Genomic DNA, 12,439 nt, shown 5'->3' with positions numbered 1-12,439 from the left:
AGCAGACCGTATGCCGTCCCGCCGACACCCGCAGATCGCTCACCACCGGAGGAAACATGAAGGGTCCGGAGGGCACATAACCCTCCGGACCCTTCACCTCCCCTCATGGGGAGGAAATGTTGAGGTGCGTCAGCCGGCGACGACGTTGAGCGCGACCTTGGCCTGCACCTCGGGGTGCAGACGGACGAGGGCCTCGTGGGCACCCGTGGTCTTGATCGGGGTCGGAACCTCGATCTTGCGCTTGTCGAGCTCGGTGCCGATGGCCTCCTTGACGGCGGCCGCGATGTCGGCGGTGGAGACGGCGCCGAAGAGGCGACCCTCCTTGCCGGCGTGCGCGGGCACGTTGACCGGCTTGCTCTCGAGGTTGCCCTTGATCGACTGGGCCTCCTCGAGCGACTTCACCTCGCGGACCTGACGGCCCTTGGCGATGGAGTCGACCTGCTTCTGGGCGCCCTTGGTCCACGCCGTCGCGAGACCGCGACGGAAGAGGAAGTTCCGGGCGTAGCCGTCCTTGACGTCGACGACGTCACCGGCGGTGCCGAGGTTCGAGACCTCGTGGGTGAGAATCACCTTCATTGTTCAGCTCTCCTTGTCGATGCTGGGTCGCGCGTCAGCGGGACGAGCTGGAGTAGGGCAGGAGCGCCATCTCGCGGGCGTTCTTGACCGCGTTCGCGATCAGACGCTGCTCCTGGACGGACACGCCGGTCACCCGACGAGCGCGGATCTTGCCGCGGTCGGAGATGAACTTGCGCAGCAGCGCAGTGTCCTTGTAGTCGATGTTCTCGACCTTCGCCGCCTTGAGCGGGTTGGCCTTCTTCTTGGGCTTGCGCACAACTGGCTTGGCCATCGTGGTGCTCTCCTTCTGCTGAATCGTTCAGCGGATGAGCCCTGGTCTCCCAGGGATGGTGTGAATCTGTGTCTTTTAGATCAGAAAGGGGGCTCGTCGTAGGCCGGAGCGTTGCCCCAGCCTCCCTGGCCGCCCTGCTGACCCTGTGGGGCCTGACCCTGCTGACCACCCTGCGGCTGGTTCCAGCCGCCCTGGCCGCCCTGCTGACCACCCTGGCCTCCCTGCGGAGCCCCACCCTGAGGTGCGGAGCCGCCGGTCGCCCACGGGTCCTGCTGCTGGCCGCCGCCGAAGCCGCCCTGGTCGCCGCCGAAACCACCGCCGCCACCGCGCGAGGTCTTGTTGACCTTCGCCGTGGCGTACTTGAGGGACGGGCCGACCTCGTCGACGTCCATCTCGATGACGGTGCGCTTCTCGCCTTCCTTGGTCTCGTACGAACGAGACTTCAGTCGGCCGGTGACCATGACGCGCGTGCCCCGCTGAAGGGACTCGGCGACGTTCTCCGCCGCATCACGCCAGACGGAGCAACGCATGAAGAGCGTCTCGCCGTCCTTCCACTCGTTGGACTGCCGGTCGAACGTGCGCGGCGTGGAGGCCACGGTGAAGTTCGCGACAGCAGCTCCGGACGGAGTGAAGCGCAGCTCGGGGTCCCCGGTGAGGTTCCCGACGATCGTGATGACGGTCTCGCCTGCCATGAATCAGATCCCCTTTGGTCTGGGTGCAGTTGCGACGGATATCAGGTGGTGCGGGTGGGCTGCTCAGCCGTTGATCGCTGGGTCGTGCCCGGTGGATTCGATCAGGAGCCGGGACGAAGGAGCTTCGTCCGCATGATCGTCTCGTTGAGCCCGAGCTGACGGTCCAGCTCCTTGGCAGTGGCCGGCTCCGAGGTGAAGTTGACGACGGCGTAGATGCCCTCGGCCTTCTTCTTGATCTCGTAGGCCAGGCGACGGCGGCCCCAGATGTCGACGTTGTCGACGGTGCCACCGTCCTTGGTGATGACGGTGAGGAACTTGTCGAGCGACGGCTGAACCGTGCGGTCGTCGAGTTCCGGGTCGAGGATGACCATGAGTTCGTACTGGCGCATGCGTTAACCCGCCTCCTTCGGTCTGAACGGTCACGGTCTCTCCGTGACAGGAGGGTATGCATTGCTGCCGACACCGCCGTGAAGTTGTCCACAGGGCACAGGCAACCTCGCAAGGGTACCGGCTGCACGGCATACCGGCTAAATCGACGAGGGGCTCTCGAGGTGAGCCGACTCCGCGTCGGAAGTTCTCTCTTCGCTTGGTCGCGGAGGCGAGGCGAGGTGAGAGGAACCCACTTCGGGCGGGAAAGTTGAGGTGGCGGTCTGCCAGGCCCGGACGGCGAGGTACACGACCGCGGAGACGCGCAGGAGGAGTGCGAAGGAGTACCAGCCCGGCGGCAGGGAGCGGTTCGCGTCCTGGAGCCCGCCGAGATAGAGCCAGACCGCGACGAAGTGCACCCCCTCGGCGAGCGCCCAGAGCAGGTGGTCGCGCCATCGCAGGCCGGCCATTGCCACGAGCGGCACGAGCCACAGCGACGACTGCACCGGGAAGGCCGTGCCCGTCACGAGCACCACCGCGACGCCCACAAGGGCGACGGCGCCGAGCCGAGGGACGCGAGGCGCCCCCAGCACGAGCAGGCCGACGAGCACGACCGCCACGAGCATGCCGAGGACCGCGACGGTCGTGACCACCGACGTGGACCAGGGGTGGCCGGCGAGGGTGGGGATGTACCAGACCGACCCCAGCCCGGCCGGCGTCTCGAGCCACGTCGACCATGCCCGGGTCACGTTCTCGGGGGCCAACGCCAGCAGCGGCACCCCGATCACGGCGACGGCAGCGAGCGCGCCACCGCCCAGTCGGGGCAGCTCCCGCTCGCGCCCCGTGCGCCACGCGAGCAGCGCGACGGCGACGAGGAGCAGCACGGGATAGGTCCGCGCCATGAATCCCGCACCGAGCAGCGCCCCCGCGAGCGCCGGACGACGCCGCCCCCACGCCCACAAACCGCCCGTCGCGAGGACGACGCCGAGGAGATCCGGCGAGAGCAGGATCGTCAATGCGGCGACGGGCGCGAGGACGACGTGCAGCGGATCGGGCCGCCCCGGCGACGTCCGCACCCACCACGCCATGAGGACGAGTCCGACGACGGCGAGGACGGCCCACACGGCAAGCACCCACCGCTGGGTCGAGAGCGCCCCCGAGCCCGGTCCGAGACCGGCGATGAGGGACACAAGACTGCCTGTCAGCGGTGGTTGGTCGAGGGGCACGTCACCACGAAGGTATGCCGTGAGGCCGGCTTCCGCTCCCGCCGTCTGCACGCCGACGGCCAGGTCGGAATAGCAATAGCGCCAGAACGGCTCCGTGCCGCCCCAGCCGTTCTCGAGGCACGGCCCCTGCTTCCAGACAGCGGCGAGCACCGGCAGCCCCGCGAGCAGCGCTGCCGGCGCGAGGCCGGCGTCGGTCCAGCGTGGCCGGTCCCGCGAGTGCGGCGACACCTGGACGGGGACGGACACGGGATCAGCCGGGGGTTTGGTCGGTGCCCGGGGACGGTGGGAGCGGGATCGAGATTGTCGGCTTCGGCGTCTTCGTCGGCTTCGGCTTCTCGCTCGGCGGCGGCTCGGTCGGCTCCGTCGGAGTGGGATCCGACGTCGTCGGCGGAGCCGTTGAGGAGGGGGCCTCGGTCTGTGACGGACGGCTGGTCGGCCGGGACGTGTTCGCGTCGCGTGGCCTGGACGTGTTCGCGTCGCGTGGCCTGGACGTCTGCTTCGGGGCGGCGTCCTTGTTGATGTAGGCCGGCTCCGGGAACTTCAGCTTCTCCATGCCCTGGGTCGCGATGCGCATGTAGTCGGTCCAGATGCGGACGGGGATGGTGCCACCGGTGATGGCACCCCAGCCCTCGACGTCGTCCATCTGGTTCTCCTCGTTCGGAGTCCCGTCGGGCTTGACCACGCTGCCGTCGCCCTTGTACATCCCCACCGCGGTGGCGAGCTGCGGCGTGAAGCCGTCGAACCACGCAGAGTAGTTGTCACTGGACGTTCCGGTCTTGCCGGCGGCCGCGCGGTTGAGGCGCGACCCGGCGTATTCACCACTGCCGCGCTCGATGACCTGCTCCATCGAGTAGACGACGTCGGAGACGAGGTCCGCATCGAAGACGCGCGTCGTCTGCGGCTTGGCCTTGTAGTCGAAGGTTCCGTCGTTCGACTGCGCGGACTTCACGATGTAGGGCGTGCTCTTGATGCCCTTGGCCGCGAGGGTCGCGTAGGCGTTGGCCATGTCGATGACCCTGACGTTGTCCGAGCCGAGCACGTTTCCGGGGTTCGTCTGGATCTTCGTCGTGATGCCGGCCGACTTCGCCGCCGCGGCCGTCTTCTCCGGGCCGGCGATGATGTTGAGCTGGGCGTAGACGGTGTTGACGGAGTTGGCAGTGGCGGTCGGGACCGTGATCCGGCCGTAGTCCTGGTTGTTGAAGTTGCGGACTCCACCACGACGGTTGAACTCGGTCTTGGCCGCCTCGTCCTCGAACTCCTCGAAGTACTGCGGGCTCGACCCGTCGAAGGTGTTGCGGATGCTGACCTTCTCGCTCTGCAGGGCCGCGATGAGGGCGAAGATCTTGAACGTCGATCCGGCCTGCATCGTGTCCTGCGTCGCGGTGCTCTGCTGACGCTTGGCGTAGTCGGCGCCGCCGTAGAGGGTCTGGATCGCGCCGTCGCCGGGCTTGATCGACACGAGACCGACCTTGAGGTCCTTCTCGGACTCGGGGATCCGCTCGTCGATCGCGTCGACTGCTGCGTCCTGCTTCTTCTTGTCGATCGTCGTGACGATCTTGAGGCCACCCTTGGAGATGTCCTGCTCGCTCAGCTTGAGCGTCCTCGCGAGTTCCTTCTTGACCTCTTCGACGAGGTAGCCGTTCGTGCCGGTCACTGTCGGCGGCTGGTACTTCTTGAACGTCGTGGGGAACGTCGCGGCCGCTCGCTGCTCCGGCGTGAGCCAGCCCTCGCGCACCATGGCGTCGAGGATGTAGCCGGACCGGGTCTCGGCGTTGCTCTTCTGCTGGTCACCCAGGCGCGGGTCGTAATAGGACGGGCCACGGATCGCGGACGCGAGGAAGGCGCCCTCGGCCGGCGTCAACTGGGAGACGTCCTTGTCGAAGTAGGCCTTGGCCGCCGTCTGGATGCCGTAGGCACCGCGGCCGTAATAGATCGTGTTGAAGTAGTTCTGAAGGATCTCGTCCTTGGACTGCTGCTTGTCGATCTTGATCGAGATGAGGATCTCGCGGGCCTTGCGCGACAGCGTCCGGTCCTGGCTCAGGAAGTAGTTCTTGACGTACTGCTGGGTGATCGTCGAGCCACCCTGCGTCGCCTCGCCACCCTTGACGGCGACCCACACGGCGCGGGCGATGCCCGAGGGGGAGATGCCGTTGTTCTGGTAGAAGTTGTGGTCCTCGGCCGCAAGCATCGCGTGCTGCACGTGCGCCGGGATCTGCTCGAGCTTGACGTTCTCGCGGTTGAGTTCGGAGATGCGGCCGATCTCGGTCTTGCCGTCGACGTAATAGATGATGTTGGCCTGCGAGACCGCGTCCGCATTGGCGTCGGGCACGTCGGTCATGGCGTACGCGACACCGAGACCGGCCACACCGAGCACGAAGAGCCCGATCAGGGTGTAGAGGATCCGGCGCGGCCAGGACAGGCCACGGCGCTGGGGTCCTCGACCGGAACCCTGGCCGGAACCACGACCGGAGCCACGGCCGGAGCCACGGCTCGAACGGCCTTCCTGGAGCAGGCGGGCCTCGGCGCGCGAAGGGGGTGCGGTGCTCATGAACACCTTTCGGGACAGACAGTGCGGACGAGGGCGCACTCCACCCACCGGGCAGGGGGCGCCTCACCCAGTATGACGCCCCAAACCTGAGAGCGACGTTCAGGAAGCGGTCGCAGGGCCCTCAGGCCACCCGTCGACGGCCCGGCTGAGTTGGGCTGCGGCCGTGCGGACCGCGTCGAGAAGTTCGGGTCCGCCCTCGACGCGGAACGGCACGGGGATGCGGGCCAACCACTCGCGCGCGTACATGGTCGGATTGCTCGTGCTTCCCTCCAGAACAGACCCTTCCGTATGCCGTCCGAGGACTCCCATGGCCGGGTGCACCCAGCGCGCGACGTCCTCCGGAGGGGCCTCGAACACGACGCGGGTCGCGTGCTCCCACCCGATCCCGAGGTGCTGCTCGAGCGAGGCGACGGGGTCGAGGTCGGCCGGCGGCTCGAACAGGTCCTCGAGTTCGACGACGTCACGCACCCGGTCGATGCGATAGGTCCGGACGCCGTCGACGCGATGGACGTGGCACAGGAGGTACCACCGGCTGTGCCGCACGACGACGGCCCACGGGTCGACGACGTCCTCCCACGACTTCCCCGCCTCGCTCGCATAGGTGAGGCGCACCTGCCGCCGGGCCGCACTCGCCGCGACGAGGGCGCTCGTCGTCGCGGGATCCGGCCGGCTCGGGTAGCGGTCCGGCGTCGCCGAGGCGTGGTCGCGCAGCGCGGCGGCCTGGTGCCCGGCGGCCCTGGGCAGCGCGCGGATCACCTTGCCGAGCGCGGACCCGACGTCCTCACCCTCCCCCGCCGTGGCAGCGCCCGGGTGGGCGTCGATGACCGCCATCACCAGGCTGAGCGCCTCGGTCTCGGTGAAGACGACCGGCGCGAGGGCGGCACCCCGCCCCAGCGTGTAGCCGCCGTGTGGTCCTCGCGTGGACTCGACGGGTATGCCGGCCTCACGCAGGATCGCGATGTGCCGTCGCGTCGCGCGCTCGGTCACTCCCAATCGGCGGGCGATCTCCGTCGCCGTTACCCCGGGTCGGTTCTGCAGGATCTCCAGCGTGAGCAGGGCCCGAGCCGCCGGACTCACCTCGCTGGACCGGGCCGACTGGGAAGGCATGACGACCACGATTCCAGAGCGGACGGCATACCGGAAGGGTTTCGTCCGCAACACACCCTACGGTCAGAGAACACGGCCACCGTCACTCTCGAAAACCAGGAGCGCACACCATGCACATCGTCCTCATCGGCGGACTCTGGCTCACCGGCTCGGCGTGGGACGCCGTCGTCCCCGAGATCACGGCACTCGGCCACACCGCCGTGCCGATCACGCTGCCCGGACAGGGCGACGGGACCAGCGACGCGACGCTCGACGACCAGGTGGCTGCCGTCGTCGCGGCCGTGGACGAGGCTCCCGATTCCGTTGTCGTCGTGGGACATTCGGGTGCATGCAGCCTCGCGTGGCTCGCGGCGGATGCCCGGCCGGAGAAGGTCTCGTCGGTCGTGTTCATCGGCGGATTCCCCGAGCAGGACGGCGCGACGTACGCCGACTTCTTCGAGCCGGTCGACGGGCTCATGGGCTTCCCGGGGTGGGCGAAGTTCGAGGGGCCGGACAGCGACGACATGTCCGACGAGCTCAAGACGTCGGTCGAGGCGGCGATGGTGCCCGTGCCCGTCGGCGTGAGTCGCGGGATCGTGCACCTGAAGGACGAGCGCCGGTATGCCGTCCCCGGAGTTCTCGTGTGCCCGGAGTTCTCGCCCGAGCAGGCTCGCGAATGGATCGACGGCGGGGACACGCCCGAGCTGGCTCGGATGGAGAAGCTCGAACTGGTGGACATCGACTCGGGCCACTGGCCGATGTACACCCAGCCCCAGCGCCTCGCCGAACTCCTCGTCGACGCCGCCCCCACCCCCTGACCGCGCCCCAACTTTTGCTCCCCATGAGGGAACGTGAAGGGTCCGGAGGCTTATGTGCCCTCCGGACCCTTCAGTTTCCCTCCGGTCTCGAGTTCCACACCGTTCGATGTATCGCGTCGATATAACTGTGAGGTACTGTCGGACTAACAAGGTCCGAGTTTGTCAGCGACGCCGCGCTCGCGGAGGCTGACGCCAGTCCCGCAGGAGGTGCGATGAGCAAGCGATCCGAGCTGCTCGACTTCGCCCTCCTCGGGCTGCTCCACGAGGGCCCGACGCACGGCTACGAGCTGCGCCGTCGGCTCAACGAAGCCCTGGGCGCGTTCCGGGCCCTGTCCTACGGGACGCTCTATCCCGCGCTGTCCGGACTGCTCGAGCGCGGGCTCATCGCACAGTCGGCTGCTCCGGCCCGGCCTGCCGGGACCACCGGTTCTGCTCGGGCTGTCGCCGGCAAGACCGTCACCAAGAGCGCCGGCCGCAACCGCATCTCCTACGAGATCACCGCCGCCGGCAAGGAAGCCTTCGAGGAGGCCGCGCGCCGCATCGACACCGCGGCCTACGAGGACGACGGGTTCGGCGTGCGCCTCGCCTTCTTCGGCCGCACCGAGGCCGACGTCCGGCTCCGCATCCTCGAGGGCCGCCGCTCCCGCGTCGAGGAGCAGCTCCAGACGGTCCGCACCAACTCCGCCCGCAGCCGCGAGCGCCTCGACTCCTGGACCCAGGCCCTCCAGCGCCATGGCGAGGAGAGCACCGAGCGCGAGGTCCGCTGGCTCACCGAGCTCATCGACGCCGAGCGCCGCCACCCCAACGACCCCGGCCCGCAGCCCTGACTGCATCCCGGACCACAGACCACCTGACCTGACAGACCACACCCGGCCACCCGGCATACCGGCTTGGCACCACCACTGAAGGAGAACACCACCATGGGTTCGATTCGCGTCGCCATCGTCGGCGTCGGCAACTGCGCGAGCTCGCTCGTGCAGGGAGTCGAGTACTACAAGGACGCGAGCGCTGAGTCGTCAGTGCCCGGTCTCATGCACGTCCAGTTCGGCGACTACCACGTCAAGGACGTCCAGTTCGTCGCAGCGTTCGACGTCGACGACAAGAAGGTCGGCAAGGACCTGTCCGAGGCCATCAACGCCTCCGAGAACAACACCATCAAGATCGCCGACGTCCCCACCACTGGCGTCACGGTCCAGCGCGGCCACACGCTCGACGGCATCGGCAAGTACTACGCGCTGACGATCGACGAGTCCGCTGCGGAGCCGGTCGACGTCGTCGCCGCCCTCAAGGACGCCCAGGTCGACGTGCTCGTGTCCTACCTCCCGGTGGGTTCGGAGCAGGCCGACAAGTTCTACGCCCAGTGCGCCATCGACGCGGGCGTCGCCTTCGTCAACGCCCTCCCCGTCTTCATCGCCTCCGACCCCGAGTGGGCCGCGAAGTTCGAGGCCGCCGGCGTCCCGATCATCGGTGACGACATCAAGTCGCAGGTCGGCGCGACCATCACGCACCGCGTCATGGCCAAGCTGTTCGAGGACCGCGGCGTCACGCTGGACCGCACGTACCAGCTCAACGTCGGCGGCAACATGGACTTCAAGAACATGCTCGAGCGCGAGCGCCTCGAGTCCAAGAAGGTCTCCAAGACCCAGGCCGTCACGTCCAACCTCACCGGCTCGCTCGCCGGCAAGGTCGAGGACAAGAACGTCCACATCGGCCCGTCGGACTACGTCGCGTGGCTCGACGACCGCAAGTGGGCCTACGTCCGCCTCGAGGGTCGCGCGTTCGGTGACGTTCCGCTGAACCTCGAGTACAAGCTCGAGGTCTGGGACTCCCCCAACTCGGCCGGCATCATCATCGACGCCATCCGCGCGGCGAAGATCGCCAAGGACCGTGGCGTCGGTGGCGCCCTGCTGTCCGCGTCGTCCTACCTCATGAAGTCCCCGCCGGAGCAGCGTCCCGACGACCTCGGTCGCGCCAAGCTCGAGGCGTTCATCGAGGGCTCCGAAGAGCGCTGACCCGAGCGCTGACACAGAGCGCTGACGAAGCACTCGTCGGGCTTGACCCGACTTTGGACCGCTCGACCCGAAGTGGCACATCGGGTCGGGCGGTCCTTTGTCGGGTCGCCCGATAATGGGGCTGCGTGGTGGGGTGGGGCTGGGTGGTGGGGGCGCTGGCGAAGCTCCCGGCCGGTCGGGGATCAGCCGATCTTGGTCCAGGTGCCGCAGTCCTCGGAGAAGAACCCGGCGTCACTGGCATCGATGCTCACGGTCGGGCCGGTCGGGCCGTAGTCGTTGGCGAGAAGCTCGTCGAACTCATGCGTGAACCCGGAGACTCGCTCCCAGTAGCACTCGGAACCACCCGGGGCGCGCCACAGTCCGGGTGCGACGTCGGTGTTGACGATCATCATCCCGGCACCGAACCCGGACGTCGGAGAGGCCGTCACGCGTGAGAGGTCCGAGGTCCAGGTGCCGCAATCATCGGAACTGAAGCCGGCGTCGGTCGGCTCAATGGTCACGACGTCTCGAACCGACGTGAAGTTGTTGGCGATGATGTCCTCGAACTCGCCCGAGAATCCGCTGAGCCGCTCCCAGTAGCAGTAGGACGGTTGGGTTCGGAGTCGATAGGTTCCGGCGGCGATGTCGATGCCGACCCTCTTGGTCCCGGCACCGAACGTCCGGTAGGTCACCGGTTGCACGTGGTAGCCCGAGACATCCGCGAGGAGCTCGATCGTGCCTTCCGACCCGTTGTAGAGGGAGACCTTGCCGTTGCTCCCGACACGGACCATGCCCAGGTTGGCGATTGTCTGGCCGGGACCGAAGTTCACCTGTGACGCGTTGGGTCGCGCCGCACCCGCGGGATAGGCCGTGATGTAGCCCGATTCGGACGGGGACACGACGGTCACGTTCAGCGCAGCGGCCGAAACACTGCCCGTGGCACCCACGCCGCCGAGACCGGTCACCTGGAGCTGCAGAGTGCCTCGCGGGGGAACCGTGGTCCCACCCACTCCACCGCGGGTGTCGAGCAGGCGGGCCGGCTGCAGCGACCGGAACGTCCCCTCGGCCGTGGCCGTCCCCGCGTTGTAGGAGCCGGACACGTCGACGAGCAGGTGGATCGACCCCTCGGACCCGTTGTAGAACGCCACTCGCCCGTTCGTCCCGACCCGGACCGCACCCAGGTTCGCGATCGTCTGCCCCGCCCCGAAATTCACGTTCGACGCGTTCGGCCGGGCGGCACCATCCGGGTAGGCCGTGATGTAGCCCGACATCGTCGGGGAGGCAACGGTCACGTTGAGGGCTGCCGCAGACACCGTGCCCGTCGCACCCACGCCGCCCCGCCCGGTCACCTGCAGTCGCAACGTCCCGCGCGCCGGGATCTTCACCGCCGCCGCACCGATGCCCGTCCTCGTGTCGAGGAGTCGGGCCGGCTGCAGCGACCGGAACGCGCCGGCGGCCGAGGGCGTGCCGCTGAGGTAATAGCCGGACACATCGACGAGGAGGTGGATCGAGCCCTCGGATCCGTTGTAGAACGCCACCCGCCCGTTCGTCCCGACCCGGACCGCACCGAGGTTCGCGATCGTCTGGTTCGACCCGAAGTTCACGTTCGACGCGTTCGGCCGACCGGCACCGTCGGGGTAGGCCGTGATGTAGCCCGACGCCGAGGGCGCAACGACGGTCACGTTGAGCACTGCAGCCGAGACGGTCCCGGTGGCACCCACGCCACCCCGCCCGGTCACCTGCAGTCGCAGCGTCCCGCGCGCCGGGATCTTCACCGCGGCAGCACCGATCCCCGTCCTCGTGTCGAGGAGGCGGGCGGGTTGCAGCGACCGGAACGCGCCCGGCGTCGTGGGGACCGCCTGAGTGGGCGGTGCTGCGGCGATGACTCCCACGAGAGTCAGAACCGACAACAGGAGTGATGCTCCAACGGCGCGCAGGCGATTGACCATGTGATGCCCCACGTTCACGAAAACGGCCCGACGTCGACCACCGCGGTCGAGTGAGCGCAGCCTAGGGAGATCCTCCGAACCCCGCAGTGGATTCGTGAAAATCGCACATCGTCTGGTCTGCCGGAGCAGCGACCTCTGTGGGTTGGGCCGGGTCAGGGACCGAGGAAGACGACGGCGTTTCCGTCGGCGCTGTGGCAGCGCAACGGCCGTTGGGCGCCGTCGGCGTCGAGGCACGTCACGTCGTACCAGCGCTTCGTGACGGTGCTGTAGGTCCGGAACGTCCCGGTGGTGTCGTCGAGCTTCCGGTATGCCGCCCGCACCGCTTCCGAGAAGGCGCACGACGTGTCGCGGTTGCCGGACCATGCCGACGCGACGGCGTCGCTCCCGCTCTTGTTGCACAGCTTGGGTGCGTCCGTGAGTCGCGGTTCGGGGGCACCGGCCGGCAGCGTGGCGCTGCTCGAGGCGGAGGGAGAGCTCGTCTCCGAGGGAGTCGTCGGCGAGGGCGATCCTGCGGAGGGTGGGGCCGAAGTCGAGGTGGACTGACTGCCGCTCGCGTCGGTCGTCGGCGCGGGGTTGGAACCGAACAGCTGGGTCAGCGCCCACGTGCCCAGGATCGTGAGGACGACGAAGGTCGCGAACATCGCGGCGATCCGGCCTCGCCCTGTGCTCGGTGACTGCTTGCGCCCCACCGCGGTCGGCCCGGGCGGTGTGGGCGGCGCGGTCCGCACGGTCGGGCCGGCCATGGGCGACCGCTCGGGGAACGGCAGGGCCTGCGTGTGTGCGAGGTCCTCGGGGGCGCCGGCGCTGGGCTCGGTCGACGGGGACACGGCCGGAGTCGGAGCTGGTGCGTGTGCCGGTGCCGATGCCGCCCGCTCGGGCGCAGCCGGGGACTCGGGCGCAGCCGGGGACGGCGGCG

11 protein-coding genes and 1 pseudogene are annotated in these 12,439 nt (G+C 68.5%); 3 read left to right on the top strand and 9 right to left on the bottom strand.

Translation table 11 applies throughout. The features are described from left to right. Positions 1-129 precede the first annotated feature (129 nt). From rplI to N803_RS07800, 7 genes are all read right to left on the bottom strand, one after another. On the bottom strand, positions 130-576 hold the full coding sequence (gene rplI / locus N803_RS07830; RefSeq protein ID WP_035904054.1) for a 50S ribosomal protein L9: 447 nt from the start codon (positions 574-576) through the stop codon (positions 130-132). Between the two features lie 34 nt (positions 577-610). Then, positions 611-847, bottom strand: a complete 237-nt coding sequence (gene rpsR / locus N803_RS07825) for a 30S ribosomal protein S18 (protein ID WP_035904052.1) — start codon at positions 845-847, stop codon at positions 611-613. A gap of 80 nt (positions 848-927) precedes the next feature. Then, on the bottom strand, positions 928-1,539 hold the full coding sequence (locus N803_RS07820; protein WP_035904048.1) for a single-stranded DNA-binding protein: 612 nt from the start codon (positions 1,537-1,539) through the stop codon (positions 928-930). 101 nt (positions 1,540-1,640) lie between these two features. Further along, on the bottom strand, positions 1,641-1,928 hold the full coding sequence (rpsF, locus tag N803_RS07815; RefSeq protein ID WP_035904045.1) for a 30S ribosomal protein S6: 288 nt from the start codon (positions 1,926-1,928) through the stop codon (positions 1,641-1,643). Positions 1,929-2,066: 138 nt separating this feature from the next. Next, positions 2,067-3,377 carry a hypothetical protein gene (locus N803_RS07810; RefSeq protein WP_052112037.1) on the bottom strand — a complete coding sequence of 437 codons (1,311 nt, stop codon included), beginning with the start codon at positions 3,375-3,377 and terminating at the stop codon, positions 2,067-2,069. 4 nt (positions 3,378-3,381) lie between these two features. Further along, complete coding sequence (locus N803_RS17440) at positions 3,382-5,679, bottom strand: transglycosylase domain-containing protein (protein WP_052112035.1); 2,298 nt, start codon at positions 5,677-5,679, stop codon at positions 3,382-3,384. A gap of 99 nt (positions 5,680-5,778) precedes the next feature. Then, positions 5,779-6,786 carry a helix-turn-helix transcriptional regulator gene (locus N803_RS07800; protein WP_035904387.1) on the bottom strand — a complete coding sequence of 336 codons (1,008 nt, stop codon included), beginning with the start codon at positions 6,784-6,786 and terminating at the stop codon, positions 5,779-5,781. A 110-nt stretch (positions 6,787-6,896) separates the two neighbouring features. On the opposite strand from N803_RS07800, the gene N803_RS07795 reads away from it, so the two are divergent. The 3 genes from N803_RS07795 to N803_RS07785 all read left to right on the top strand — a co-directional run bounded on the left by N803_RS07795 (position 6,897) and on the right by N803_RS07785 (position 9,595). Continuing rightward, on the top strand, positions 6,897-7,583 hold the full coding sequence (locus N803_RS07795; RefSeq protein ID WP_035904043.1) for an alpha/beta fold hydrolase: 687 nt from the start codon (positions 6,897-6,899) through the stop codon (positions 7,581-7,583). A 212-nt stretch (positions 7,584-7,795) separates the two neighbouring features. Continuing rightward, on the top strand, positions 7,796-8,410 hold the full coding sequence (locus N803_RS07790) for a PadR family transcriptional regulator (RefSeq protein WP_035904041.1): 615 nt from the start codon (positions 7,796-7,798) through the stop codon (positions 8,408-8,410). Positions 8,411-8,503: 93 nt separating this feature from the next. Continuing rightward, positions 8,504-9,595 (top strand): inositol-3-phosphate synthase, encoded by a 1,092-nt coding sequence (locus N803_RS07785; protein WP_035904040.1) that lies wholly within the window; start codon positions 8,504-8,506, stop codon positions 9,593-9,595. A gap of 182 nt (positions 9,596-9,777) precedes the next feature. Here N803_RS07785 and N803_RS18280 read toward each other — a convergent pair whose 3' ends face one another. Together N803_RS18280 and N803_RS07775 are read right to left on the bottom strand one after the other, a co-directional pair. Beyond that, the gene (locus N803_RS18280) at positions 9,778-11,523 is read right to left on the bottom strand and encodes an Rv1352/Rv1906c domain-containing protein (RefSeq protein ID WP_035904039.1); all 1,746 of its coding nucleotides are present in this window, start codon (positions 11,521-11,523) and stop codon (positions 9,778-9,780) included. Between the two features lie 152 nt (positions 11,524-11,675). Beyond that, positions 11,676-12,439 (bottom strand): annotated as a pseudogene (locus N803_RS07775) (hypothetical protein); the annotation flags it as partial.

It is taken from the genome of Knoellia subterranea KCTC 19937 (assembly GCF_000768685.1).
Lineage (GTDB): Bacteria > Actinomycetota > Actinomycetes > Actinomycetales > Dermatophilaceae > Knoellia > Knoellia subterranea.
Note: the sequence above shows the minus strand (reverse complement) of the source record. Positions and strands in the feature narration are given on the sequence as shown.